Below are 24,409 nucleotides of genomic sequence, written 5' to 3'. Positions count from 1 at the left end.
CGACGGTGTCGTCCAATGATGCCCAACACCGCGAGGCCCGCGGACCTTCCCGTCGTAGGCTCGGGCGGGTGAGCAGCGAGCAGAGCGGCAAGCACGGCTTCGAGACCCGCGCCATCCACGCGGGCTACGAGCCCGACCCGACGACCGGTGCGGTGATCCCGCCCATCTACGCGACCTCGACCTACAAGCAGGACGGCGTGGGCGGGATGCGGAACGGCTATGAGTACAGCCGCTCCGGCAACCCGACCCGCACCGCGCTGGAGGCCAACCTCGCCGCCCTCGAGGAGGGGGAGCGGGGCTTTGCGTTCGCGTCCGGGCTGGCGGCGGAGGACACGCTCCTGCGTGCCCTCGCCCGGCCCGGCGACCACGTGGTCATCCCCGACGACGCGTACGGCGGCACCTACCGTCTCGTCGACAAGGTCGCCCGCCCGTGGGGCCTCGAGCACACGCCGGCGCCCGTCTCGGACGTCGACGCCGTCCGCGCGGCCGTCCGGCCGGGTGCCACCAAGCTCGTGTGGGTCGAGACGCCGACCAACCCGCTGCTCTCCATCGGCGACATCGAGGCGCTGGCGGGCGTGGCCCACGAGGCCGGTGCGCTCCTCGTCGTCGACAACACCTTCGCCTCGTCGTACCTGCAGCAGCCCCTGACCCTGGGTGCCGACGTGGTCGTGCACTCGACGACGAAGTACGCCGGCGGTCACTCCGACGTCGTCGGCGGCGCCCTCGTCGTGCGCGACCTCGAGGTCGCCGAGCAGCTGGCGTTCTTCCAGAACTCCATCGGCGGCGTCGCCGGGCCGTTCGACTCGTGGCTGGTGCTGCGGGGCCTCCGCACGCTGGCGCTGCGCATGGAGCGGCACTGCGACAACGCCGAGCTCGTCGCCGCGCACCTGGCGGCCCACCCGGCCGTGGCCGAGGTGATCTACCCGGGCCTGGAGTCTCACCCCGGCCACGCCGTGGCCGCCCGCCAGATGAAGCGCTTCGGCGGCATCGTCTCCTTCCGCGTCGCCGCGGGCGAGCAGGCCGCGCTCGACCTCTGCGCCGCCACCGAGCTGTTCACCCTCGGGGAGTCGCTCGGCGGCGTCGAGTCCCTCGTCGAGCACCCGGGCCGCATGACGCACGCGTCGGTCGCCGGCACGGAGCTCGAGGTGCCGGGCGACCTCGTACGCCTCTCCGTGGGCATCGAGACCGGCGCCGACCTGATCGCCGACCTCGACCAGGCCCTGGAGCGGGTCGCCGGGTGAACCTGGCGGTCTGCGTCGACCTCGGCTCCACCTTCACCAAGGCGCTGCTCGTCGCGCTGGCCGACGGCGGCGCCGGGCCCGCCGGCACGGTCCTCGCGAGCGCGAGCCACCCCACGACGCTCCCCGACGCGTCGGGCCGCGGCGACCTCCTCGACGGGTACGACGCGTGCCTGGCCGCCCTCCGCACGCAGCACGCCTTCGACCCGGGGGCGGACGACGTCGTCGTGCTCGCCTGCTCGTCGGCCGGCGGTGGCCTCCGGATCGGCGTGCTCGGCAACGAGGCGCTGGTGACGGCCGAGGCCGGTCGCCGGGTGGCGCTCTCCAGCGGCGGCCGCGTCGTCGCCGTGCACGCGCTGGCCCAGGACGGCGCGGACGCCCGTGCGCTGGCCGCGGCCCGTCCGGACGTCGTGCTGCTCACCGGCGGCACGGACGGCGGCAACCCGACGCCCCTCGTCGAGGGCGCGCGGGTGCTCGCCGCGCTGGCACGTCAGGGGTGGGACGGAGCGGTCGTCGTGGCCGGCAACGTCGACGCGGCGCCGGCCGCGGCCGCGGTGCTCGAGGAGGCCGGGCTGGCGCACCGCACGGCGGGCAACGTCGTGCCGCGCATCGGCGTGCTCGCGCCCGCCTCCGCGCGGGCCCGCGTGCGCGAGCTCTTCCTCGCGCACGTCATCGGCGGACGTCGCCTGAGCCGCCGGCCCGAGCTCCCGCGGCTGCTCCGCGGCGCCACCCCCGACCTCGTGCTCGACGGCGTGGCCCTGCTCGCCGACGTCGTGGGCGACGTCGTCGTCGTGGACGTCGGCGGCGCGACGACCGACGTCTACTCCGCCACCGAGGTCGACCCGGAGCACGCGAGCCGCGAGGTCGTCGCCCGCACGCGGCTCAACCGCACGGTCGAGGGCGACCTCGGCATGCGGTGGTCCGCGCCGTCGACCGTCGCGGCGGCGGACGACCCGGGGGTGACCCACGACCCGGCGCTGGTCGCGGCCGCGCAGCGCCGTGCCGACGACCCCGCACTGCTGCCCGCGATCCCCGAGGACCAGGCCCTGGACCTGCGCATCGCGGAGGTCGCCGTGCGCACAGCCGTACGGCGCCACGCCGGGCGCTTCGTGGACCGCGACCGCACCGACGGCGGGGGCACCGACCTGCGGGAGGCCGCGCTGCTCGTCGGGTCCGGCGGGGTGTTGCGGCACGCCGGCGCCGACCGGTCCCGCGCCGTGCTCCGCGCCGCCACCGGCGACATCGGGACGGGGCCCGGTGGGTGGCTCGTGCCCGTCGCGCCCCGGATGGGGATCGACGCCTCCTACGTGCTCGCCGCCGTCGGTCTGCTGGCCGCGGACCACCCGGAGGTGGCACGTTCCCTGGTCCGTTCCCTCGCGGCCGGTCCGGCAACGTAACGTGGCGCGGGTGGACGGGGACAGGACCGCCGGCGAGCAGGTCGAGGACGGGCGGGAGCCGACTGGCGACCCCGTGACGAAGGAGCCGGACGACGGCGAGGTGGGCGAGCTGCGACGTCGTCTCGCGGCGCTGCTCGCACGGCGCAGCCGCGACGAGGAGCGCCAGCACGAGGAGGCGCTGCGTCGCGACCTCCGCGCACAGCTCACCGCGCAGTGGGCGGCCGCCCGCGCCGAGCGACGGCCGGTCGGTGCCGCGCCGCTCCCGATCGCCGCGGGGGAGTCCAACCTCGCCCGCGCCGAGGTGCCGTGGGGCCTCGACCTCGCGGCCGCGTGGGCGTGGCGCTTCCTCGTCATCGCGGCCGCCACCGTGGTGCTGGTCTACGCGTTCTGGCAGGTCCGGGTCGTCACCCTTCCGCTGCTCATCGCCCTGCTCGTCGCCTCGCTCGGCCACCCCGTCGTGCGGTGGGGCCGCCGGATCCGGGTCCCTGCCAGCCTCTCGGCGATCCTCGTGGTCGTCGGCGGCCTCGGCTTCATCGCCCTGCTCATCACCTTCGTGAGCCAGCAGGTGATCGACGGCATGACCGACCTCGCCGACAAGGTCGTCATGGGGCTCGGTGAGGTGCGCACGTGGCTGAAGGACGGGCCGCTCAACGCCTCCGACTCCCAGATCGACGGCTACATCAAGCAGGCCCAGCAGTACCTCACGGAGTCCGGGGACAACCAGCAGCTCGTGCGGCAGGTGACCGAGGTCGGCACGACGCTGACGCACATCGCGGCCGGCTTCTTCATCGTGCTGTTCGCGTCGTTCTTCTTCCTCGCCGACGGCCCGCGCATCTGGTCGTGGTGCGTGCGGCTGGCCCCCAAGGGCGCGCGCGAGCAGATCGACAGCTCGGGCCGGGTCGCGTGGGTGTCGCTGACGCAGTTCATGCGCGCCACCGTCATCGTCGCCCTCGTCGACGCCGTCGGCATCATGATCGTCGCCCTGGTCCTCGACGTGCCGCTCGTGGCCGCGATCGGCGTGCTCGTCTTCATCGGTGCCTTCGTGCCCATGATCGGGGCGACCATCGCCGGCTCCGTGGCCGTGCTCGTCGCCCTGGTGGACCAGGGACCGCTCGTCGCCCTCCTCATGCTGGGCGGCGTCATCCTCGTGCAGCAGATCGAGGGCCACATCCTCCAGCCGTTCCTCATGGGCCGCTTCGTCTCCGTGCACCCGCTCGGCGTCATCGTCGCGATCGGCATCGGCGTGCTCGTCGCCGGCGTGGCCGGCGCCCTCATCGCCGTACCGCTGGCCGCGGCGGTCAACGCCGTCGTGCTGCACCTCGCCGACGAGACCGCGCCACCACCGCCGACCGGTGACGACGACATGGGGGAGGAGCTCGGCGAGGACCCCGGCACCGTCGGCGACTTCGACGTCGTGGGCGGTCGTCCGGAATGATCGCGGGATGACCATCCCGACCGTCACGCTGGCGGACGTCGAGGCCGCCCACGCGGTGCTCTCCGACGTCGTCACCCGCACGCCGATGGAGGAGTCCCGGTGGCTCGCCGACCTGGTCGGCGGCCCGGTGTGGCTCAAGGCCGAGAACCTGCAGCGCACCGGGTCCTTCAAGATCCGCGGCGCCTACCTCCGCATGGCCCGGCTCTCCCCCGAGGAGCGCGCGGCCGGGGTCGTCGCCGCCTCGGCGGGCAACCACGCGCAGGGCGTGGCCCTGGCCGCGCGGATGCTGGGGATCTCCGCCCGGGTCTACATGCCCGAGGGCGCCCCCATCCCCAAGGAGCGGGCGACGCGGGGGTACGGCGCGGAGGTCGTCTTCGCCGGCCGCTACGTCGACGACGCCCTCGTCGCGGCCCGCGAGCACGCGGAGCGCACCGGGGCGGTGCTGATCCACCCCTTCGACCACGTCGACGTGGTCACCGGCCAGGGCACCTGCGGCCTCGAGATCGTCGACCAGCTGCCGGAGGCCGCCACCGTGCTCGTGCCCACCGGCGGCGGCGGTCTCGTCGCGGGCATCGCGGTCGCCGTGAAGGGCCGACGCCCCGACGTACGTGTCGTGGGGGTGCAGGCCGAGGGGGCCGCCGCGTTCCCGGCGTCGCTCTCCCGCGGCGTGCCCACGCCGGCCGGCGCGATGACCACGATGGCCGACGGCATCGCCGTGGGCTGCCCGGGCGAGGTCCCCTTCGCCGTCGTGCAGGCCCAGGTGGACGACGTCGTCACGGTGAGCGAGGAGGGCATCTCGCGCGCGCTCGTCGGTCTGCTCGAGCGCGCCAAGCTCGTCGTGGAACCGGCCGGTGCGGTCGCCGTGGCGGCCCTCCTGGAGCACCCCGGACGCTTCGCGACCCCGGCGGTCGCCGTGCTCTCGGGCGGCAACATCGACCCGTTGCTCATGGGCCGGGTGATCCGGCACGGCATGGCGGCAGCGGGCCGCTACCTCTTCCTGCGCGTCACCCTCAGCGACAGCCCCGGCGGTCTCGCCGGGCTGCTGGCCGAGCTGGCGGCCGCCGGGGCCAACGTGCTCGAGGTGGCCCACGAGCGCACCTCGCCGGCGCTCGGGGTCGACGAGGTGCAGGTGCGCGTGCAGCTGGAGACGCGGGGCCCCGCACACACGGAGGCCCTGCTCACCAGGCTCGGTGAGCAGGGCCTCCGGGTCACCCAGCCCTGGTAGGACCGGGGGAGGACGTGCGGGTCAGCCCGTGTAGGGCGTCGCGTCGAGGATGACGACCTTGAGGGTCTTGCCGTTCGGCGCCTCGTAGCTGACCTCGTCGCCCTTCTTGGCGCCGAGGATCGCACCGCCGAGCGGCGACTGCGGCGAGTAGACCTTGAGGCCCTCGGGCTCGATCTCCCGGGCGCCGAGCAGGAACTCCTCGGCCTCGTCGTCGTCGCCGACGAACTTGTAGGTGACCTTCATGCCGGGCTCGACGATGCCGTCGTCGGCCGGGGTCTCGCCGACCTGGGCCTTCGCCAGCATGTCCTCGAGCTGGCGGATGCGTCCCTCGAGCTTGCCCTGCTCCTCGCGCGCCGCGTGGTAGCCGCCGTTCTCCTTGAGGTCCCCCTCGTCGCGAGCAGCGGAGATGCGCTCGACGATCTCCTGACGCGCGGGGCCCTTCAGGTGCTCCAGCTCGGCCACCAGCTTCTCGTGGGCATCGGCGGTCAGCCAGATGACATCGGTGTCGCTGGACTGCGTCATAACCTCTCCTAGCAGCACGGCCGGGAGGGCTCTCGCCGACCCGGCCGATCCGTGTAGTGCGAAGCCCCGCCGGGTGTCGGTGCGCCGCCCTCGGGGCGGCGCCCCGCGGCGGGGCAGATCAGAACGCTCAGTGTAACCACGACCCGGTGAGGACCGGGGCGTCACCGCCCGGCGCGGGGACGGGCGGGGGGCTCAGCGGGGGCTCAGCGCGGGCGGTTCTGGCTGGGGGTGGTGCACCCGACCAGCTCGACGGAGGTCGCCTCCGAGATCGTGCGGAACTCGGTGGTGATCTGGCCGCCGTCCGCGTCGCCCGCGTCGGTGGGCACCTGGAGCACCAGGTCGCCGACCGCCTCGTGGCTCGCGGAGAGCGCCCGGGCCCGACAGGTCGCGACCTCGTCGCCGCCGAGCGACACGTCGAAGGTGATGCGCACCGTGGTGCTGTCGACGACCTCCCAGCGCAGCAGCTGCGAGGACACCGCGGGGGAGCCGTGGAACCATGCCGTCCACACCAACCAACCGCCCCCCACGAGGGCGAGGACGAGCGCGACCGCCACGACGGGCCCGCGCCGGGAGCGACGCTTCTTGCCGTACCTCTCGGCCAGGGCGGGGGCGCTCGTGCTCACCCCTCCATGGTGCCATCCGGCCCGCCACTAGGATTCCCCGCATGCCCAACCGCGCCGGTCTGCGCCTGATGCACGTGCACGCCCACCCCGATGACGAGTCCAGCAAGGGTGCCGCCTCGACGGCCCGGTACGTCGCGGAGGGAGCCGAGGTGCACGTCGTGACGTGCACCGGCGGCGAGCGGGGGTCGGTGCTCAACCCGCGGATGGACCGGCCCGAGGTGCTGGAGAACATCACCGAGATCCGCCGCGCCGAGATGGACGCGGCCCGCGAGATCCTCGGCATCACGCAGCACTGGCTGGGCTTCGTCGACTCCGGCTGGCCGGAGGGCAACCCGAAGCCGCCGCTGCCCGAGGGCTGCTTCGGCCTGGTCCCGCTCGACGAGGCCGTCGAGCGGCTCGTGCGCCTCATCCGGTCGGTGCGTCCCCACGTGGTGACGACGTACGACGAGCGAGGGGGCTATCCGCACCCCGACCACGTGCGGTGCCACGAGGTGTCGGTCGCGGCGTTCGCGGCAGCGGGCGACCCCGAGCGGTTCCCGGACGCCGGCCCGGCGTGGCAGCCCGCGAAGCTCTACTACCACCACACCTTCAACCGGCCGCGCACGCAGGCGTTGAACGACGCGATGCTGGCCGCGGGCCTGGAGTCGCCCTACGCCGAGCGCCTCGCGAGCTGGACCCCCGAGCCCGAGTGGGACGCGCGGATCACGACGCGGGTCGAGTGCGCGGACTACTTCGGGGTGCGGGACCAGGCCCTGCTGGCCCACGCGACCCAGATCGACCCCGACGGCGCGTGGTTCGCGGTGCCGCTCGAGATCGCCCGGGAGGCGTGGCCGACGGAGGACTACGAGCTCGTCGTCGCCCACGTCGCCACCGAGCTGCCGGAGGACGACCTCTTCGCGGGGATCCCGACGCCGGTGGCATGATGGGCCGGTGCTGCTGACCGCCCTCGTCCACGACGTCACCCACCTGCTCGCCGAGATCCCGGCCGACGTGCTGGGCCTGGCGGCGGACCGGGAGGAGGGCCCCGAGCCCGAGGACGTGAAGGCCGGCTGGACCGGGTTCGCCGTCTTCATCGGCCTCATCGTGGCCGTGGCGCTGCTGCTCGTCAGCATGGCCCGCCACATCCGCAAGGTGCGGCGCCAGGCCGAGGACGAGGCCGAGGACGAGCGCTGGGCCCAGGAGCAGCGCGACCTCGCCGACCGCGAGGACTGAGCCGAGCGCCGGCCCCGGCGCCGGCCCTAGCGCCGGAGGATCGCCTCCAGCGCGGGACGCACCTCGGAGGCGGGCACGTGGCCGGCCGCGACGAGCGTCGCGAGACCGTGCGTCGTGCTCCACAGGGCCGTCTCGAGCGCGCTCCGCGTGGCCTCCGGCGCGTCCGGCCACGCCCGGGCGACGGCGGCACGCAGCAACTCCTCGTTCTCGGCGATGAGCCCCCCCATCGTGGGCGACGGATCGCCGGGCGGGCAGATCTCCGGGTCGAAGACCACCGCGAACGCGCCCGGGTGCGCGACGGCCCACCCGACGTACGCCGTCCCCAGCGCGACCAGGGAGGCGACGGGGTCCTCCTCCGCCTCGGCCGCGGCGCGCTGCGCGTCCACGAACCGCCGCATGGCCTCGGCTCCGGCCGCAGCCAGCAGCCCGGCGCGGTCGCCGAAGTGGTGGTAGGGCGCGTTGTGGCTGACCCCGGCGCGTCGCGCGAGCTCGCGCAGGCTCACGGTGCCCGGGGCCTGCGTCTCGAGCAGGTCGAGGGCGGCCGCGAGCAGCACCGGCCGGAGGTTGCCGTGGTGGTATCCCGCGCTGGATCTTGACACCCGCAAGACTCTAGGCCATCTTGGCGCTGTCATCATTCTGGACACTGTCCAGATTCCCTGTGGAACCAGGAGACCGCCATGCCCGTGCTCGTCATCGACGGCCACCCCGATCCTGACTCGCTCACCGCGGCGCTCGCCCGTGCGTACGTCGCCGCGCACCCCGACGCGGACCTGCTCGCCGTGCGGGACCTCGACATCGACCTCGTGCTGCACCGGGGCCTGCGGAGCGACCAGCCGCTCGAGCCCGACCTCGTCGACGCAGCCGCCCGCATCGCGGCTGCCGACCACCTCGTCGTGGCCACCCCCCTGTGGTGGGAGTCCACGCCCGCGCTCCTCAAGGGCTTCCTCGACCGGGTGCTCCAGTCGGGCTGGGCCTACCGCTACCGGGGCAACCTGCCGCAGGGCCTGCTGGCCGGCCGCAGCGCGCGCGTGCTCGTCACGTCGGACTCGCCGGGCTGGTACCTCTCGCTCGTCCGACGCAACGCCGGGGTGCGCGCCCTGCGGAGAGGGACGCTGTCGTTCATCGGCATGCGTCCCGTCCGCGTCACCCGCTTCACCGGCGTCCGCACGACCGACGCCGCCGACCGCGCCGCGTGGCTCGAGAAGGCGGGTCGGCTCGCGGTGGCCGACGCGCGGCGCACGGCGTCGTCGCGACGCACCCCGACCGCGCCGGGTCCGCTCAGGCCCCGAGCGCGATAGCGGCCACCACCGCCGGGGGCGTGGGGAGGTCGAGCACCCGCACCCCGGCGACCGGGTCCGCGCCGCGCACGTCGAGCCGGGCCAGGTCCTCCAGGCCCGCCGCCCCGGTCTTCACGACGGCCTCCTTGCGGGTCCACAGCCGGAGGAACGCGGTGTTCCGCTCGCCGGGTGCGCACGCCTCGAGCTCGGCGGCCTCGCCCGGGGTCAGCACCCCGCGCAGCGGTACGACGGGGGTGACCGGCTCGACGTCGATCCCGCACGACCGGTCGGAGGCCGCGGCCGCCACCCAGCCGCGGGCGTGGGACAGCGACACGTGGAGGTCGTCCACACCGACGATGGCGGGGCGCCCGTGGGTGTCGCCGCCGCAGCCGGGGCAGCGCTGCTCGAGCACGAGGTCACCGGCCGCGACGGAGCTGCCGCCGTCGGCGAGCAGGGCGGCCGCCACGCGGCGTACCAGCACGTGGGCCGCCACGTGGTCGTCACGGTCGCCGGGGCGCCGGAGCCGGTCGACCCGGGTGAGCTCGTACGGCGCGAGCAGCGCCCGCGCCGGCTCCGCCCCGCCCGCCGCGGTGAGCACGTCCGTCGTGGTGGCCACGAGGGCGCGGACGCCGGGCGCCACGAGCCGGGGCGCCCCGGCCGGCCCCGTCACCCCTCAGTCCCCGCGCAGCTCGCGCTTGAGCAGCTTGCCGGACGCGTTGCGGGGGAGTGCCTCGACGAAGCGCACGTGCTTGGGGGTCTTGAAGCCTGCGAGGCGTTCCCGCGCGTGGGCGACGAGGGCGGCCTCGTCCACCTCGGCGCCCTCCCGCGGCACGACCACCGCGGTGACGGCCTCGATCCAGCGCTCGTCGGGGGTGCCGATCACGGCGACCTCGGCCACGTCGGGGTGGGTGTAGAGGACGTCCTCCACCTCGCGCGACGCGACGAGCACGCCGCCGGTGTTGATGACGTCCTTGATGCGGTCGACGACGGTGATGTAGCCCTCCTCGTCGATCCGCACCAGGTCGCCGGAGTGGAACCACCCGTCGCGGAAGGCCTCGGCCGTCGCCTCCGGGTTGTCCCAGTAGCCGACGCAGAGCTGCGGCGAGCGGTAGACGACCTCGCCCTGGCCGCCCGGCTCCACGGGCCGGCCCTCCTCGTCGAGGACCGCCAGCTCGACGAGCAGCACCGGCCGGCCGCAGGAGTCGGGCCGCGCGGCGTGCTCCTCGGGGCGGAGCACGGTGGCCAGGGGGCCGATCTCCGACTGGCCGAAGCAGTTGTAGAACCCGAGGTCGGGCAGGCGCTCCTGGAGCCGCTGCAGCACCGGGACCGGCATGATCGAGGCGCCGTAGAACGCCTTGCGCAGCGACGAGAGGTCGCGCCGCTCGAGGTCGGGGTGGCCGGCCAGCGGCACCCACACGGTGGGCGCCAGGAAGAGCGTGCCGAGCCGGCGCTCCTCGACGAGGCGCAGCAGCACGGGAACGTCGGGCGCCTCGACGAGGTGGTTGGTCGCCCCGACTGCCAGGTAGGGCAGGAGGAACACGTGCATCTGGGCCGAGTGGTAGAGCGGCATCGGGTGCAGCGGGTCGTCGTCGGCCGCGAGGTCGAGCGCCGTGATGGCCGAGAGGTACTCCGCCACGAGCGCCCGGTGCGTCATCATCGCGCCCTTCGGTCGCGAGGTGGTGCCCGACGTGTAGAGCAGCTGCACCAGCTCGTCGTCCGCCACCGGGTCCTCCCCGTCGGGCAGCACCGGTCCGTCACCCGCCTCGCGCGCCAGGTCGAGCAGGCTCCCGGGCGCGTCGCGCAGGGGCACGACGTGGGCGACGTCGACGCCGTGGTGGGCCACCACCGCGTCGTACGCCGGCCGCAGCGCCGGGTCCACCAGCACCGCGCTCGCTCCCGACTGGTCGAGGAGGTAGCGCAGCTCCTCGCCCGTCAGCGCGAAGTTGACCGGCACGTGCACGAGGCCCGCGCGGGCGCAGGCCAGGTAGCCGACGAGGTAGGCGTCGGAGTTCTTCCCGTACGCCGCGACCCGGTCCCCGCGCCGGAGGCCGAGGCCCCGCAGGGCGCGCGCCGCGCCGGTGACGGCGGCGTCGAGCTCGGCGTAGGTCCACGTGGTCGGGTCGTCGGCGCCGACGACGAGCGCCGTACGGCGCGGGTGCCGGGCGGCGCTGCGGTGGAGGACGGCATCGACGGTGTGCGCGCGGGTGAGGTCGGTCACCCGGCCCATCATGCCCGTTCGACGAGGTGCCGGTGCAGGCGGATCGAGGCCGTTTGACCGTCACCCGCCGTGGTTATCCTCGCCCGCGGGCTCGCGTGGGCCCGCGGGTCGACTTGCTGAGGTCTCGGGAGGGTGCAGGTGCGCAGGACGATGCAGGGACGGCGGTCGCGCGCCGCCGCGGCCGTGGCGGCGGCGCTGGTGCTGACGCTCGGGGCGTGCGGCGACGGCGGCGGCGACGGCGACGGCGACGAGGCGGAGGACGCGTCGTCGTCCGCGTCGTCCTCGGGCCCCACGGACGACGCGGAGCCCACCGACGGTGAGACCGGGGGCGACGAGCCCGCGGAGGACCTCCCCGAGGTCGACCCGGACAACGGCTTCACCGCCGGGGGAGTGTGCCGCGGGGAGGCGACCCTGGCGGGCACGCAGCCCTTCCCCGACGATCCCGCGCAGATCTCCGCCCTGCTGCTGCAGGAGACCCTGCCGTTCCCCGACGCGACCACGGACGAGCCCTTCGTGCCCGTCACGACCTCCTTCGACTGGAGCGTGCCGGGGGCCACGGACCTCACGAACGTGAACGCCATCGTGTGCATGTCGGTCGTGCCGGACTCGGTCGAGGTCCGCAAGAAGTGCGACGCGCCGGTCTACCCGGACCTGCAGCCCGACGCCTGGGAGGTCTGGTCGGCCGACTACGTCGTCTCGGTCGTGGACCCCACGACGGCGGAGGTGCTCGTCGAGGGCGAGCCCTTCTCGTCGGCCGACTTCCTGCCGGTGGACGACGTGGGCTGCGAGGTGACCGCTCCGGTCGGCGCCGCCGACGCGGCCTACGGCTACTCCTCCGACCTGCCCACGATCCGCTACTGGGGCGCGAAGGTGGACGAGACGGTGCAGCAGCTCTACTGACCCGCGACCGATCCGCCATCGGGCGGAGCCCGCCGGTTTACCCGCCCGGCGGGACGGATACAACCCCTCGCGGCGCCTTACGGGGGGCGCCGCACTCTTCGGGAAGGGCGAGACGTCATGGGAAACGTCACGACGCTGGATGAGGCTTCGATCCAGCGCATCCGCAACCTGCTCCTCAGCATGAGCCAGCAGGGCCAGCTGGAGCTCATGGACGTCGGGGCGCTGCCGAGCATCAGCTTCGGCGGCTCTCCGGCCGCGGCCCGCGTGGCGACGCAGCGCACGGGCGCCGTCTCCACCCAGGGCACCGCCATCCAGCGCGACCTCGGCCAGATCCAGGGGCTCATCGAGGCCTTCGACCAGGCGGCCGCCGAGCTGCGGCTCACGGACGAGTACGCCGAGGCGACCGTGCGCGCCGTCGCCGCCGCGGTCGCGGGGGCCGGCGGCAGCCTGAGGGCGATGCTGGCATGAGCGCGGGCTACTGGGAGACGCGCCTCGTCCAGGCCCTGACGGGCGTCGACGACGTCGCGGTGGACGACGACCCCGTCGTGTGGCAGACCGGTGCCGAGGGCGCGGTCACGGTGGGCGAGGGCCTGGAGCAGGCGCTGCAGGACGTGCTCGACGACGAGGCGCTCGGTGAGAACACCCGCCAGGCGATGGCCGCCTCGGTGGCCTCGATGAAGCAGGCGCTGAACTACCGATCGGGTCGGCTGGCCATCGGCCAGGGCGCGGCGACCGCCGCCGCCGGAGCGCTCTCGACCGCGCGGACGCAGTTCGCGGCCGTCTCCAGCGTGCCGCCGGCTCCGACCCCGGAGACCCCGCTGCCGCTCGCTACGCCGGAGGAGCGCACGTCGATCGAGCAGTCGAACCAGCAGGCGGCCAGCCAGCACGCCGCCCAGGTCGCGGCGCGCGAGGAGCAGTGCCGCCAGATCTACCAGAGCCTCCAGACGGAGCTGGACGCGGCCGCGGACGAGTACGCCAAGATCAACGCGCAGTCGCCCGCCGGCCCCGGCAACGAGGGCGGCGGCAACGGTCCGGTCGGGCCCGGGATCAACCGGCCGACGCGGCCCGGTGGCCGTGACCACGGCGAGGTCGACCTGGTCGTCTGGGAGCCGCGCGATCCGGATCGTCCGGACGACCCGGACCGCGACCCGGACGACGTCCGCCCGACGCCCGTCGACCCGGAATGGCCCACCACGCCGGTGCAGCCCGTCGGCCCGGGCACCTTCACGCCCGGCGCCCCGGGTGAGAACGGTCTGCTCGAGGCCCGACCGGGCGTCCCGCCCGCCCTGGGCGGCGGGGCCTCACCGGGCGTCGTCGGCGCGGGCGGCGGGGGTGGCCTCGCCGGGAGCGCCGTCGCGGGTGGCGTGGCCGCCGGCGCCGGCCTGTCCGCGGCCATGCGCGGTGGTGGCCTGCTCGGGAGCAGCGGCTCCGCCGCCGGGTCGAGCCGGCCCTTCGTGGCGGGCGGCGGCCAGGCTGCTGGCGGTGCCCGCGGTGGCGGCGCCACTGCCGGGCGCGGCATGGCCGGTGCGGGCGCCAACGGCCGGGGCGGCGCCGGTGCCCGCGGTAGTGCCGGTGGACGCGGTGGTCGCGGGGCCGGTGGCCCCGGGGGCGCCGGCGGCCGCGGTGCGACCGGCGGGGGAGCGACGGCCGGCCGGGGCACCGGTGGACGCCGTCGCGACCGCGACGAGGACGACCCGCGCTCGTTCCTCGGGCGCGAGGACGAGTGGCTCGACGACGACCACACCGGGCCCGCCGTTATCGACTGACGGCCGACCCGCGACGTACGTGGGACGCCCGCCCCGCTGCAGCAGCGGGGCGGGCGTTCGTCACGTCCGGGCGCGGGGGGATCGCTCAGCGGCGCCGGCCCGGGTCTGCCAGAGGCTGAGCCCGATGGAGACCGCCAGGCAGAGCCCGATGACGCCGAGCGAGAGCCAGAGCGGGATCTTGTAGACGTCGAGCAGCAGCATCTTGATGCCGACGAAGACGAGGATCGCGGCGAGGCCCGCCTTGAGGTGGACGAAGCGGTCGATGAGGTCGGCCAGCAGGAAGTAGAGCGCGCGCAGGCCGAGGATCGCGAACGCGTTGCTCGCGAAGACCAGGAACGGCTCCTGGGTGACGGCGAAGATGGCCGGGATCGAGTCGACCGCGAAGATGATGTCGGTCGTCTCCACCATGAGGAGCACGAAGAAGAGCGGGGTCGCCACCCACCGACCGGCCTCCTTCACCCAGAAGCGCTGACCGTGGTACTGGTCCGTCGACGGGATGCGGGCGCGGGCCCAGGCGAGCGCACGGTTGCGGGAGAGGTCGGTCTCCCCGTCGCGGTGCCTGAACATCTTCCAGCCGGTCACCACCAGGAACGCGCCGAAGAGGTAGAGGATCCAGGCGAAGCTGCTGATGAGGACCGAGCCGGCGGCGATGAACACGGCGCGGAACACGAGCGCCCCGAGGACGCCGTAGAACAGCACCCGGTGCTGGTACTCCCGGGGCACCGCGAAGTACGTGAAGATCAGGGCGAAGACGAACACGTTGTCGACGGCGAGCGACTTCTCGATGAGGTAGCCGGCGAAGTACTCGCCGCCTGCCTGCGCGCCGTACGCCCACCAGACCACGCCGCCGAAGGCGAGGCCCAGCGAGACCCACACGGCCGACCAGGCGGCGGCCTCGCGCACCGACACGACGTGCGCGTCGCGGTGCGCGAACAGGTCGACGGCCAGCATGGCCAGGATGACGGCCAGCACAGCGGCCCATGCCCACAGGGGAACGTCCATCGGACACCTCCAGTCCACCCGCACGAGGCGGGTCGTCCGGAGGTCTCCCCCTCCACCGCGGTGACGGTGGCCGACGCACCGGGCCGCTCAGGGGCGACCGTGGTGACGATGCGTCGTGGAGCGGGGTACTCCCCTCACGTGCTCCAGTGTGGGGAGACCGCACGTCGTCTTCAAGTCGCGGGACTCAGCGCGACGCGAGCAGCTGCCGTGCCATCACGACGCGCTGCACCTGGTTGGTGCCCTCGTAGATCTGGGTGATCTTGGCGTCGCGCATCATGCGCTCGACCGGGAAGTCGCTCGTGTAGCCGTAGCCGCCGAGCAGCTGCACCGCGTCCGTCGTCACCTTCATCGCCACGTCGGAGGCGAAGCACTTCGCGGCGGCGCCGAAGAAGGAGAGGTCGGCGTCGCCCCGCTCCGACTTGGCGGCCGCGACGTACACCATCTGGCGGGCCGCCTCCAGCTCCATCGCCATGTCGGCGAGCATGAACTGGATGCCCTGGAAGTCGGCGATGTGCTTGCCGAACTGGCTCCGCTCCTTGACGTAGCCGACCGCGAAGTCGAGGGCTCCCTGGGCGAGGCCCACGGCCTGGGCGCCGATGGTCACGCGGGTGTGGTCGAGCGTGCGGAGCGCGAGCTGGAGCCCGGTGCCCGGCTCGCCGATCATCCGGTCGCCGGGGATGCGAACGCGGTCGAAGAGCAGCTCCCGGGTGGGTGAGCCCTTGATGCCGAGCTTCTTCTCCTTCTCGCCGAACGTGAAGCCTGCGTCCGACTTCTCCACGACGAACGCGCTGATGCCCTTGCCGCGGGGTGCGTCGGGGTCGGTCACGGCGAGCACCGTGTAGAACTCCGAGACGCCGGCGTTGGTGATCCACGACTTCTGGCCCGAGAGCACGAAGTCGTCGCCGTCCGCCGTCGCCCGGGTCCTCATGGACGCCGTGTCGGAACCGGCGTCGCGCTCCGACAGGCCGTACGAGAAGAAGCCCTCGCCGCGGGCGAGCGGCGGGAGGTACCGCTGCTTCAGCTCGTCCGACCCGCCCAGGATGAGCGGCATCGAGCCGAGCTTGTTGACCGCCGGGATGAGGGAGGACGAGACGCACGCACGCGCGACCTCCTCGATGACGATGCAGGTCGCGAGGGCGTCCGCCCCGACACCGTCGTACTTCTCGCCGACGTGGGGAGCGTGGAAGTCCGCGGCGACCAGGGCGTCGTGCGCCTCCTGCGGGTAGCGCGCCTCCTCGTCGACGGCGGCGGCGTGGGGCGCGACCTTGGCCTCGACCACGTCGCGCACGGCGGCGCGCAGCTCCTCGTGGTCCTCGTTGGTGCGGAACAGGTCGAACGAGCTCATCGCCGCCTCCTCACTTGTCGTAGGTGTAGAAGCCTCGGCCGGTCTTGCGACCCAGCAGCCCGGCCTCGACCATGCGCGCGAGCAGCGGCGGCGGGGCGTAGAGCTGCTCCTTGAACTCCTCGTAGAGCGACTCCGCCACCGCCTTGGTCGTGTCGAGCCCGATGAGGTCCGCCAGTGCGAGCGGGCCCTGCGGGTGGGCTGCGCCGAGCACGAGACCGCGGTCGATGTCCTCGGCCGTGGCGAACCCGGACTCGAACATGCGGATCGCCGAGAGGATGAACGGGATGAGGAGGGCGTTGACGACGAAGCCCGCGCGGTCCTGGCAGTCGATGGGCTCCTTGCCGAGGCCCTCGACGAACGTGCGGGAGCGGGCGACCGTCTCCCGGTCGGTGAGGAGGCTGGGCACGATCTCGACGAGCTTGAGCACCGGCACCGGGTTGAAGAAGTGGATGCCGAGCACGTGGGTCGGGCGCGAGGTGACGACCGCCAGCTTCATGATCGGGATCGACGACGTGTTGGAGGCCAGGATCGCGTCGGGTGACGTCACGATGGCGTCGAGCTGGCGGAAGAGGGCGGTCTTCGCGTCCTCGTCCTCGACGATCGCCTCGACCACGAGGTCGCGGTCGGCGAGCTCCTCCATGACGGTGACGACGCGGATGCGCGCCAGCACGTCGGCGGCGCTGGGGATCTTGCCCTTGGCCTCGGCGCGCCGGAGCGACGCCTCCAGGCGGTCGCGTCCGGCGCTCGCACGCGCCTCGTCCGACTCGACGACGACGACGTCGTGCCCGCTGCGGGCGGCGACCTCGGCGATGCCCGCGCCCATGAGCCCGCAGCCCACGACGCCGACGTTGGTGGCACTGGTGTGGTTCACCCTGGTCCTCCTCGAAGTAACGGTACTGAGTACCGTACACGTGGTCCGGCGTACACAGGCCGTCGGAGGCGCGAGGCGAGGGGACGAGGCTGAGGTGAGGGGTGCCTAGGATGCGGAGCATGGCGACGAGCGAGAGCGGACGGCCGCGGCCGACGGTGCGCGAGCGCCTCCAGCAGGCGGCCTTTGAGCTCTTCGACGAGCAGGGGTACGACGGCACGACCGTCGACGCCATCGCCGAGCGCGCGGGGGTCGGGCGCACGACCTTCTTCCGGGCGTTCCGCTCGAAGGAGGAGGTGATCTTCCCCCACCACGACGAGCTGCTGGAGCAGGTGCGAGGAAGGTTGGACGCAGCCTCGGAGCGGCACAGCCTCGTCGCCGTCTTCGAGGCGTCGCGCCTCGTGCTCAAGCACTACCTCAACGAGGGCGAGCTGGCCCAGCGCCGCTACGACCTCACCCGCTCCGTGCCCAGCCTGCGCGAGCGCGAGATCGCCGGGATGCAGCAGTACCAGCGGGCGTTCCGGGAGTACATCCGCACCTGGATGGGCGACGAGCTGCGGGCCGAGCTGATGGCGGGCAGCGTCATCACGGCCCACAACGTGGTGCTCCGGCGGTGGCTTCGCGGGCTCGCCGACGACCCCGTCGCCGAGTTCGACGCCGCCATGACCAAGGTCGTCGAGCTCTTCGGCGACCGCCGCGAGGGCCTGGGCGGGGGAGCGGGTGGGGGAGCAGGCGCCACCGTCGTGGTCGTGGCCCACGCCGGCGACGACCCCGCCAGCGTCGCCGGCGCCGTCGAGGCCGCCCTGCGCAACGACCTGGTGCACCCCGCCCCCTGAGCAGGGCCACGGAGGTCGACATCGGCTTGGACAGATCCGGCGCGCCGACCGCCTCGTGATCGGTCGCGCACGGCCCGATGTGCGCCGATCGAGCCCGGTGCAGCCTCGATCAGGCTGGTGCGAGTCGGTCCGGGCTGGATCGTGCGCGGCGCTGGTGCCGGTTCTGTCCAAGCCTTTCGGGACCCTCCGAGGACCGCTCCGCTCGCGGACGCGGCGGGCAGGGGGATCAGGGCCGCCCGGGACGCGTGGGCAGGCCCGAGTCGGGTCGCTCCGTGCCCGCCCCGGTCATCCCTGACGGCCCCGACGGTCCGGTCGCCCCGGTCGCTCCTGCCGCCCCCGCCGGGGTCCGGCGACGACGCAGGCGCCGCACGCCCCAGGTCACCGGCACGCCGACCAGGGTGAGCAGCAGCAGCCACGGCAGCAGCAGGCCGACGGCGACGGCGGCGGCGCCCAACGTGCCGGTGAGGCCGTCCCAGCCGTCTGCGAGCCCGCCGAGGAAGCCGTCGCGCCCCTCGTCGTCGTCCTCCGTGTCCGTCGCGGCCTCGTCGGTCCGCTCCACGTAGACGGTGATGGTCGAGTACGCGGTCGCGTCCTGCAGGTAGTCGAGCTGCGAGGTCAGGCTGTCGAGCGCGGCCTGGCGCGAGGTCAGCTCGCTCTCGATGGCGACCAGCTCGGTGAGGTCCTCCGCCTCGGCGAGGAGGGCCTCGATGCGGGTCAGGCTCTGCTCCTGGGCGCGGATCCGGGCTTCGGTGTCGACGATGTCGGTGCCGACGTCCTCGAGCGAGCGGGTGCTCGACGCGGTCGTGGCCACCTCCTCGACGGCGGTCATCGTGTCGTCGAAGGTGGCGCTGGGCACCTCGAGCACCAGCCGGCTGCCGTCCATCACCCCGTCGCGGTCGGTCGTGGTCTCCTCGCCCGCCACGCGGCCGCCGGCCTCGTCGGCGAGACGCTGCACGTCGCGGCGGGTCTCGGCCACGTCGTCGGCGACCAGGTCGACGGTGCCCGTCGCGATCACGGCCGAGGGCTCGGGAGCGGCATCGGGTGGTGACGCACCCTCGGCCGACCCGCTCGCCTCGCTCGAGCCGCCGGCATCCGCGTCGGCGCCCTCCGACGGGGCCGCCTGGGGCGATCCCGCGCTTCCCGAGCGGTCCTCGAGGCGCTCCGAGCTCGACGACTCGTCGTTGCTGGTGACGCTGTCGCCACCGCTGCTGCAGGCGGTCAGGGCGACCGTCGTGGTGAGGGCCAGGGCGAGGAGGGTTCCGGTGCGGTTCATGCGGCTTCGACGCGGGACGCCCCCGGGTGGTTCCCGGGTGGTTGCCGGGTGGTGCACGGACGGTTCCCCGACGGTTCCGTGGCCGTCCGCAACCCCGTTCGCGATGTGGGACGACGACTCCATCTCCACAAACTCGCTTAGGTTGCTCGACATTGAACGACGGCGGGGGATCGGGCCCCCGTCGTACCCGACGAGAAGGAGCAACCATGTCCCTCCCCACGACGTCCGCCGCCCCGGTGGACGCGACCCGCGCCCCGGAGTGGGGGCCCACGCCCACCACGTCCGCCGGGTGGGTCGAGCGCGCCCACGCCGTGGCCAACCGTCTCTCCCTGGACGCGGTCGACCGTGACCGGCGCGGAGCGACGCCCCACGCCGAGGTGCGGCTGCTCAAGCAGTCCGGCCTGGTGACCCTCCTCGCGCCGTCCGCCCACGGCGGCGCCGGCGAGAGCTGGACGACGGCCCTGCAGGTGGTGCGCGCGGTCTCCGCGGGCGACGGCTCGATCGGGCAGCTACTCGGGTACCACTACCTGTGGGCGTGGGCGGCCCGCCTCGTCGGCACGCCCGAGCAGATCGCCGCGGTGGAGCAGGCCGCGGGGGAGCAGGAGTGGTTCTTCGGCGGTGCGGTCAACCCGCGCGACGAGGACCTCGTGATCCGGCTCGTCGGCGGTCCCGACGGCGAGCAGCTGTCGTTCAACGGCCGCAAGTCGTTCTCCACCGGCGGTCGGGTCTCCGACGTGACCGTGCTCGAGGGCGTCATCGAGGGCACCGACCAGCACGTCTTCGCGATCGTCCCCACCGACCAGCCGGGCCTGCGCTTCGCGGGCGACTGGGACAACCTCGGGCAGCGGCTCACCGAGTCGGGCTCGGTGGAGATCGAGGACGTGCGGGTCGACTGGGCCTCGGCCGCGGGGTACGTCGCGACGGAGACCGGCCACGAGTTCGTGCCCCGGGTCTACAACACCCTCAACGTGCCGATCATCCAGGCGATCTTCACCAACCTCTACCTCGGCATCGCCCAGGGCGCGCTGCGCACGGCCGCGACGTACACGCGGGGGACCACGCGGGCGTGGCCCTACGCCAAGGACGTGAAGGAGCGGGCGGTCGACGAGTTCCACGTGCAGGAGACCTACGGCGACCTCACCGCCAAGCTCTGGGCCGCGGAGGCCCTCGCGGACCGCGCAGCGGAGCTGCTCGAGCGCATCAACGACCACGCCGACGCCGTGACGCCGGAGGAGCGTGGGGAGGCGGCCGTGGTCATCGCAGCCTCCAAGCAGGTCGCCATCGACGTCGGTCTCGAGATCGGCACGAAGGTCTTCGAGGTCACCGGCGCCCGGGCCAGCGCGAACCACGTCGGCCTCGACATCTTCTGGCGCAACGTCCGCACGCACTCGCTCCACGACCCGGTGGCGCACAAGCGTGCCGAGGTCGGCCGCTACGTGCTGCTCGACGAGCTGCCCGAGCCGACCTGGTACACGTGAGGAGCGGGACATGACCCTCGATCGCACCCGGCGCTCGCCGGGACTGGAGGAGCTGCGCGCCCGGTTCGCGCCCGTCCTCGCCACCATCGCCGCCGGCGCGCTGGAGCGTGAGCTCGACCGCCGCCTGCCCGTCGACGAGGTCGAGCTGCTGAAGCAGTCCGGCTTCGGGGCCGTCCGCGTGCCCCGGGAGCACGGGGGCGCCGGGGCCTCGCTCGCCGACCTGACCCAGCTCTGGATCGACCTCGCCGCGGCCGACAACAACCTCGCGCAGGTGCTCCGCGGTCACTTCGCGTTCGCGGAGGACCGGCTGTGGCACCACGCCCGGGAGGGCGGGCAGGAGGTCTGGTTCGACCGGTTCGTGCGGGGCCAGATCGCCGGCAACGCGTGGTCGGAGGTGGGCGCCACGGCCATCGACACGCAAGGCACGGTGCTCCGCCCGGCGGGCGACGGCCAGTTCCGTCTCGACGGCACGAAGTACTACACGACCGGCACGATCTTCGCCGAGTGGGCCGACGTCTACGTGCGTCGCGGGGACGAGGTCGGCGGGTTCGCCATCGCCGTCGTCGACACCGACCAGGCGGGTGTCTCCGTGCACGACGACTGGAACGGCTTCGGCCAGGTCGGCACGGGCTCCGGCACGGCGGTCTTCGTCGACGCCCGCGTCGCCGCCTCCGACGTGCTGGCCTTCGAGGAGCGGTTCCCCTACCAGACGGCGCTCTACCAGCTGAACCTGCTGGCGACGCTCGCGGGGATCGGGCGCGCGGCCCTGGGCGACGTGGTGCGCCACGTCCGCGGTCGCGAGCGCACGTACTCGCACGCGAACGCCCCGCGCGTCCGCGACGACGCGCAGGTGCTGGCGCGGGTCGGCGAGATCGCCTCGGCGGTGTACGCCGCGGAGGCCGTCACGCTGCGGGTGGCGGACGCGCTCGACGCGGCCCACGGGGCGGCGACCCTCGGGGCGGCCGAGGCGGCGTCGCGCGCCGAGGCCGCCGAGCTGGAGTCGTCGGCCGCGCAGGTCGTGGTCACCGACCTGGTGCTGCGGGCGACGTCCGACCTGTTCGACGCGCTGGGCGCCTCGGGGACCGCGCAGGACAAGGGGCTCGACCGGCACTGGCGCAACGCGCGCACGGTCGCCTCCCACAACCCGCGCATCCTCAAGGCCCGCGTCGTGGGCGACGCCGAGGTCAACGGCACGCCGCCGCCCTACGCCTGGGCGATCGGTCGCACCGAGCGCGACCGCGCCGACTGGAGGCCGCGGGCGGTCCCCGTGCCGGAGGTGGTCGGGTGAGCCCCGCGCTGTCCGACCATCGGGACATCCGTCCACATGGCGGACCCGTCGTGGTCCGCCCAAAGTCAACTATTACGGTCGAGTTCGTCGACCACGCACGTGAGGAGGTCTCATGACCGACGTCCACGCGGAGGCCGTGCGCCGGGCGCACGCCGAGCCGCTGAAGTTCGCCTACTGGGTGCCCAACGTCTCGGGCGGCCTCGTGGTCAGCAAGATCGAGCAGCGCACCGACTGGTCCTACGACTACAACAAGACCCTCGCCCGGCTGGCCGAGGACAACGGGTTCGAGTACGCCCTGAGCCAGGTGCGCTACATCGCGTCGTACGGCGCGGCGTACCAGCACGAGTCGACGAGCTTCAGCCTCGCGCTGGCCCTGGCCACCGAGCGGCTGAAGGTCATCGCGGCCGTCCACCCCGGGCTGTGGCAGCCCGGCGTGCTGGCGAAGTGGCTGACCACCGCCGACCACCTCACGGGCGGGCGGATCGCCACCAACGTGGTGTCGGGCTGGTTCAAGGACGAGTTCATCAAGCTGGGCGAGCCGTGGCTCGAGCACGGCGAGCGCTACCGGCGCAGCGAGGAGTTCATCCGCTACCTCCGCGAGATCTGGACCAGCGAGCACGCGGAGCTCCGGGGCGACTTCTACCGGCTCCACGACTTCGACCTGAAGCCCAAGCCGCTCGACCTGCCCGGTCGGCCGCACCCGGAGATCTTCCAGGGCGGCAACTCGACGGCCGCCCGCGGTCAGGCCGGCCGGGTCTCCGACTGGTACTTCGCCAACGGCAACACGCCCGAGGGCATCGCGGAGCAGGTGCGCGACGTGTCGGAGGTCGCCCACGTCCACGGCCGCACGGTGAAGTTCGGCGTCAACGGCTTCCTCGTCGCCCGCGACACCGAGGCCGAGGCCCGCGACGTGCTGCGCGAGATCGTCGACAAGGCGGACCGCGAGGCGGTCGAGGGCTTCGGCGAGGCCGTCAAGCAGGCCGGCCGCTCGACGGGCGACGGCAAGGGCATGTGGCAGGACTCGGAGTTCGCCGACCTGGTGCAGTACAACGACGGGTTCCGCACGGGGCTCGTCGGCACGCCGGAGCAGGTGGCCGAGCGGATCCTCACCTACAAGCGGCAGGGCGCCAACCTGCTCCTCCTGGGCTTCCTGCACTACCACGAGGACGTCCGGTACTTCGGCGAGCGCATCCTGCCGCTCGTCCGGGAGCTCGAGGCCGCCGAGCTGGAGCGGGTGGGCTGAGGAGTGACCGCCGCCGGCACCGCACCGATCTCCTCCCTCCCCGCGGGGCATCGACCGCCCGTCCTCGACGCCGACCAGGCGCTCGAGGTGGCGGCCGGGCTCGCGTCGTACCTGGCCGCGGGGGCGGCCGAGCGCGACGCCGAGCGGGTGCTCCCGGCCGAGCCGCTCGACCGCCTCGCGGCGAGCGGGCTGCAGGGGATCACCGTCCCGACCGCCTTCGGCGGCCCGGGGCTCGGTGCGGTGGCGGCGGCGGAGGTCACCCGGCTGCTCGCGGTGGGCGACCCCAACGTCGCCCAGGTCCCGCACAGCCACTTCGTCTACGTCAACGCCCTGCGGCACGCCGCCTCCGACGCGCAGCGGGCGTTCTTCTTCGGCGAGGTGCTGGCGGGACGCCGCTTCGGCAACGCGCAGTCCGAGGTCGGCACGCGCCACGTGCGGGAGTTCCGCACGGCGTTGACCGCGGTGCCCGCCGCCGAGGGCGGGGGATGGCGCCTCGACGGGGAGAAGGGCTACGCCACCGGCGCCCTCTTCGCCGACTGGATCCCCGTCCTCGCCCACCGGGGGGTGGGCGAGGACGGCACGGCCGGACCGCTGCACGTCGCGTGGGTCGAGCGCGAGGCCGCGGGCGTCAGCGTCGTCGACGACTGGGACGGCCTCGGGCAGCGCACGACCGCGTCCGGGACCGTGCGGCTCGAGGGCGTCCGCGTCCCCGACGCGCACGTGACGCCCTGGCACCTCACCTTCGACGGTCCCCAGGTGTACGGCGCGTTCGCGCAGCTCCTGCACGCCGCCATCGACACCGGGATCGCGCGGGCCGCGGTCAGCGACGCGGCGGCCTTCGTGACCACGAAGAGCCGCCCGTACCCCGACGCCGGGGTCGAGCGCGCCGCCGAGGACCCGCTCGTGGTCCACGCGTTCGGCGAGGTGGAGCTCGCCGTGCGGTCGGCGGAGGCGCTGCTGCGCGAGGCGGCCCGCGCGGTCGAGGCCGCGGAGGCCGACCTCACCGAGGCCTCGGCGGGCGCCGCCAGCCTCGCGGTGGCGGCAGCGCGGGCGTCGTCCACCGCCGCGTCGCTGGAGGCCGGCACGCGGCTGTTCGAGGTGGCCGGCACCCGGTCGGCGCTGGCCCGGCTCAACCTCGACCGGCACTGGCGCAACGCGCGCACCCACACCCTGCACGACCCGGCGGCGTGGAAGGTCCAGCACCTGGGCCGCCACGCCGTCGACGGAACCCTGCCCCCGAACCACGGCCAGATCTGAGGAAGC

The 24,409-nt window shown here is 74.0% G+C and carries 24 protein-coding genes; 15 read left to right on the top strand and 9 right to left on the bottom strand.

Features of this window, described 5'->3' with window-relative positions; all coding sequences use genetic code 11:
- Window positions 1–68 precede the first annotated feature (68 nt).
- From PIR53_09290 to ilvA, 4 genes are read left to right on the top strand one after another with little or no spacing between them, the layout of a single operon-like run.
- Window positions 69–1,241: a cystathionine gamma-synthase gene (locus tag PIR53_09290; protein ID WZH54167.1), complete on the top strand. Its 1,173-nt coding sequence runs from the start codon at window positions 69–71 to the stop codon at window positions 1,239–1,241.
- Window positions 1,238–2,635, top strand: coding sequence for a glutamate mutase L (locus PIR53_09285; protein WZH54166.1), 1,398 nt, complete (start codon window positions 1,238–1,240; stop codon window positions 2,633–2,635). Before PIR53_09290 ends, PIR53_09285 begins: the two co-directional genes overlap by 4 nt.
- A 10-nt stretch (window positions 2,636–2,645) precedes the next feature.
- Window positions 2,646–4,070, top strand: coding sequence for an AI-2E family transporter (locus PIR53_09280; protein WZH54165.1), 1,425 nt, complete (start codon window positions 2,646–2,648; stop codon window positions 4,068–4,070).
- Window positions 4,071–4,077: 7 nt separating this feature from the next.
- The gene (gene ilvA / locus PIR53_09275; GenBank protein ID WZH54164.1) at window positions 4,078–5,295 is read left to right on the top strand and encodes a threonine ammonia-lyase; all 1,218 of its coding nucleotides are present in this window, start codon (window positions 4,078–4,080) and stop codon (window positions 5,293–5,295) included.
- Between the two features lie 21 nt (window positions 5,296–5,316).
- Here the strand turns inward: ilvA and greA are convergent, their stop codons facing one another.
- Both greA and PIR53_09265 read right to left on the bottom strand, forming a co-directional pair.
- Window positions 5,317–5,817 carry a transcription elongation factor GreA gene (gene greA / locus PIR53_09270; protein ID WZH54163.1) on the bottom strand — a complete coding sequence of 167 codons (501 nt, stop codon included), beginning with the start codon at window positions 5,815–5,817 and terminating at the stop codon, window positions 5,317–5,319.
- 203 nt (window positions 5,818–6,020) lie between these two features.
- Window positions 6,021–6,440, bottom strand: coding sequence for a DUF4307 domain-containing protein (locus PIR53_09265; GenBank protein ID WZH54162.1), 420 nt, complete (start codon window positions 6,438–6,440; stop codon window positions 6,021–6,023).
- 41 nt (window positions 6,441–6,481) lie between these two features.
- Here PIR53_09265 and mca point away from each other — a divergent pair, with 41 nt between their 5' ends.
- Together mca and PIR53_09255 are read left to right on the top strand one after the other, a co-directional pair.
- A complete protein-coding gene (gene mca / locus PIR53_09260) occupies window positions 6,482–7,363 on the top strand; it encodes a mycothiol conjugate amidase Mca (GenBank protein ID WZH54161.1) in 882 nt (293 codons plus the stop codon).
- Window positions 7,364–7,370: 7 nt separating this feature from the next.
- Window positions 7,371–7,652: a hypothetical protein gene (locus tag PIR53_09255; GenBank protein ID WZH54160.1), complete on the top strand. Its 282-nt coding sequence runs from the start codon at window positions 7,371–7,373 to the stop codon at window positions 7,650–7,652.
- A gap of 26 nt (window positions 7,653–7,678) precedes the next feature.
- Here PIR53_09255 and PIR53_09250 read toward each other — a convergent pair whose 3' ends face one another.
- Entirely contained in the window at window positions 7,679–8,251 is a 573-nt protein-coding gene (locus PIR53_09250) for a WHG domain-containing protein (GenBank protein ID WZH54159.1), read from the bottom strand.
- Window positions 8,252–8,329: 78 nt separating this feature from the next.
- On the opposite strand from PIR53_09250, the gene PIR53_09245 reads away from it, so the two are divergent.
- Window positions 8,330–8,950, top strand: coding sequence for an NAD(P)H-dependent oxidoreductase (locus tag PIR53_09245; protein WZH54158.1), 621 nt, complete (start codon window positions 8,330–8,332; stop codon window positions 8,948–8,950).
- On the opposite strand, the gene PIR53_09240 is transcribed toward PIR53_09245, so the two are convergent.
- Both PIR53_09240 and PIR53_09235 read right to left on the bottom strand, forming a co-directional pair.
- The gene (locus PIR53_09240) at window positions 8,931–9,599 is read right to left on the bottom strand and encodes a 4'-phosphopantetheinyl transferase superfamily protein (protein ID WZH54157.1); all 669 of its coding nucleotides are present in this window, start codon (window positions 9,597–9,599) and stop codon (window positions 8,931–8,933) included. The genes PIR53_09245 and PIR53_09240 overlap by 20 nt on opposite strands.
- Before the next feature lie 3 nt (window positions 9,600–9,602).
- On the bottom strand, window positions 9,603–11,147 hold the full coding sequence (locus tag PIR53_09235) for an acyl-CoA synthetase (GenBank protein ID WZH54156.1): 1,545 nt from the start codon (window positions 11,145–11,147) through the stop codon (window positions 9,603–9,605).
- A gap of 138 nt (window positions 11,148–11,285) precedes the next feature.
- Between PIR53_09235 and PIR53_09230 the strand changes: the two genes are divergently transcribed.
- The 3 genes from PIR53_09230 to PIR53_09220 all read left to right on the top strand — a co-directional run bounded on the left by PIR53_09230 (window position 11,286) and on the right by PIR53_09220 (window position 13,813).
- Window positions 11,286–12,047: a hypothetical protein gene (locus tag PIR53_09230; GenBank protein WZH54155.1), complete on the top strand. Its 762-nt coding sequence runs from the start codon at window positions 11,286–11,288 to the stop codon at window positions 12,045–12,047.
- A gap of 117 nt (window positions 12,048–12,164) precedes the next feature.
- Window positions 12,165–12,515, top strand: coding sequence for a hypothetical protein (locus tag PIR53_09225; GenBank protein ID WZH54154.1), 351 nt, complete (start codon window positions 12,165–12,167; stop codon window positions 12,513–12,515).
- Entirely contained in the window at window positions 12,512–13,813 is a 1,302-nt protein-coding gene (locus PIR53_09220; protein ID WZH54153.1) for a hypothetical protein, read from the top strand. The genes PIR53_09225 and PIR53_09220 overlap by 4 nt, the downstream gene beginning before the upstream one ends.
- Window positions 13,814–13,873: 60 nt before the next feature.
- Here the strand turns inward: PIR53_09220 and PIR53_09215 are convergent, their stop codons facing one another.
- The 3 genes from PIR53_09215 to PIR53_09205 form a co-directional block, all read right to left on the bottom strand.
- Entirely contained in the window at window positions 13,874–14,815 is a 942-nt protein-coding gene (locus tag PIR53_09215; GenBank protein ID WZH54152.1) for a TerC family protein, read from the bottom strand.
- A gap of 184 nt (window positions 14,816–14,999) precedes the next feature.
- Window positions 15,000–16,160 (bottom strand): acyl-CoA dehydrogenase family protein, encoded by a 1,161-nt coding sequence (locus PIR53_09210; protein WZH54151.1) that lies wholly within the window; start codon window positions 16,158–16,160, stop codon window positions 15,000–15,002.
- Between the two features lie 10 nt (window positions 16,161–16,170).
- Entirely contained in the window at window positions 16,171–17,031 is an 861-nt protein-coding gene (locus PIR53_09205; GenBank protein WZH54150.1) for a 3-hydroxybutyryl-CoA dehydrogenase, read from the bottom strand.
- 119 nt (window positions 17,032–17,150) lie between these two features.
- On the opposite strand from PIR53_09205, the gene PIR53_09200 reads away from it, so the two are divergent.
- Complete coding sequence (locus tag PIR53_09200; GenBank protein WZH54149.1) at window positions 17,151–17,864, top strand: helix-turn-helix domain containing protein; 714 nt, start codon at window positions 17,151–17,153, stop codon at window positions 17,862–17,864.
- Between the two features lie 226 nt (window positions 17,865–18,090).
- Here the strand turns inward: PIR53_09200 and PIR53_09195 are convergent, their stop codons facing one another.
- Window positions 18,091–19,137 (bottom strand): DUF4349 domain-containing protein, encoded by a 1,047-nt coding sequence (locus tag PIR53_09195; GenBank protein ID WZH54148.1) that lies wholly within the window; start codon window positions 19,135–19,137, stop codon window positions 18,091–18,093.
- A 206-nt stretch (window positions 19,138–19,343) separates the two neighbouring features.
- Between PIR53_09195 and PIR53_09190 the strand changes: the two genes are divergently transcribed.
- The 4 genes from PIR53_09190 to PIR53_09175 all read left to right on the top strand — a co-directional run bounded on the left by PIR53_09190 (window position 19,344) and on the right by PIR53_09175 (window position 24,403).
- Window positions 19,344–20,615, top strand: a complete 1,272-nt coding sequence (locus PIR53_09190) for an acyl-CoA dehydrogenase family protein (protein ID WZH54147.1) — start codon at window positions 19,344–19,346, stop codon at window positions 20,613–20,615.
- Window positions 20,616–20,625: 10 nt separating this feature from the next.
- Complete coding sequence (locus tag PIR53_09185) at window positions 20,626–21,903, top strand: acyl-CoA dehydrogenase family protein (GenBank protein WZH54146.1); 1,278 nt, start codon at window positions 20,626–20,628, stop codon at window positions 21,901–21,903.
- 112 nt (window positions 21,904–22,015) lie between these two features.
- Window positions 22,016–23,146 (top strand): dimethyl sulfone monooxygenase SfnG, encoded by a 1,131-nt coding sequence (sfnG, locus tag PIR53_09180; protein ID WZH54145.1) that lies wholly within the window; start codon window positions 22,016–22,018, stop codon window positions 23,144–23,146.
- A gap of 3 nt (window positions 23,147–23,149) precedes the next feature.
- The gene (locus PIR53_09175; protein WZH54144.1) at window positions 23,150–24,403 is read left to right on the top strand and encodes an SfnB family sulfur acquisition oxidoreductase; all 1,254 of its coding nucleotides are present in this window, start codon (window positions 23,150–23,152) and stop codon (window positions 24,401–24,403) included.
- The last annotated feature ends 6 nt before the right edge of the window (window positions 24,404–24,409 follow it).

The sequence above is a fragment of the Nocardioides alkalitolerans genome (assembly GCA_038184435.1).
GTDB lineage: Bacteria > Actinomycetota > Actinomycetes > Propionibacteriales > Nocardioidaceae > Nocardioides > Nocardioides alkalitolerans_A.
This window is presented reverse-complemented; position numbering and strand designations above follow the sequence as displayed.

Bases quoted from the DNA above. Each gene is read 5' to 3' on its own strand.
- PIR53_09210 (WZH54151.1), bottom strand. From the start codon at position 16,160: ATGAGCTCGTTCGACCTGTTCCGCACCAACGAGGACCACGAGGAGCTG.
- PIR53_09245 (WZH54158.1), top strand. From the start codon at position 8,330: ATGCCCGTGCTCGTCATCGACGGCCACCCCGATCCTGACTCGCTCACC.
- sfnG (WZH54145.1), top strand. From the start codon at position 22,016: ATGACCGACGTCCACGCGGAGGCCGTGCGCCGGGCGCACGCCGAGCCG.
- mca (WZH54161.1), top strand. From the start codon at position 6,482: ATGCCCAACCGCGCCGGTCTGCGCCTGATGCACGTGCACGCCCACCCC.
- PIR53_09195 (WZH54148.1), bottom strand. From the start codon at position 19,137: ATGAACCGCACCGGAACCCTCCTCGCCCTGGCCCTCACCACGACGGTC.
- PIR53_09200 (WZH54149.1), top strand. From the start codon at position 17,151: ATGGCGACGAGCGAGAGCGGACGGCCGCGGCCGACGGTGCGCGAGCGC.
- PIR53_09185 (WZH54146.1), top strand. From the start codon at position 20,626: ATGACCCTCGATCGCACCCGGCGCTCGCCGGGACTGGAGGAGCTGCGC.
- ilvA (WZH54164.1), top strand. From the start codon at position 4,078: ATGACCATCCCGACCGTCACGCTGGCGGACGTCGAGGCCGCCCACGCG.
- PIR53_09190 (WZH54147.1), top strand. From the start codon at position 19,344: ATGTCCCTCCCCACGACGTCCGCCGCCCCGGTGGACGCGACCCGCGCC.
- PIR53_09220 (WZH54153.1), top strand. From the start codon at position 12,512: ATGAGCGCGGGCTACTGGGAGACGCGCCTCGTCCAGGCCCTGACGGGC.
- PIR53_09215 (WZH54152.1), bottom strand. From the start codon at position 14,815: ATGGACGTTCCCCTGTGGGCATGGGCCGCTGTGCTGGCCGTCATCCTG.
- greA (WZH54163.1), bottom strand. From the start codon at position 5,817: ATGACGCAGTCCAGCGACACCGATGTCATCTGGCTGACCGCCGATGCC.
- PIR53_09225 (WZH54154.1), top strand. From the start codon at position 12,165: ATGGGAAACGTCACGACGCTGGATGAGGCTTCGATCCAGCGCATCCGC.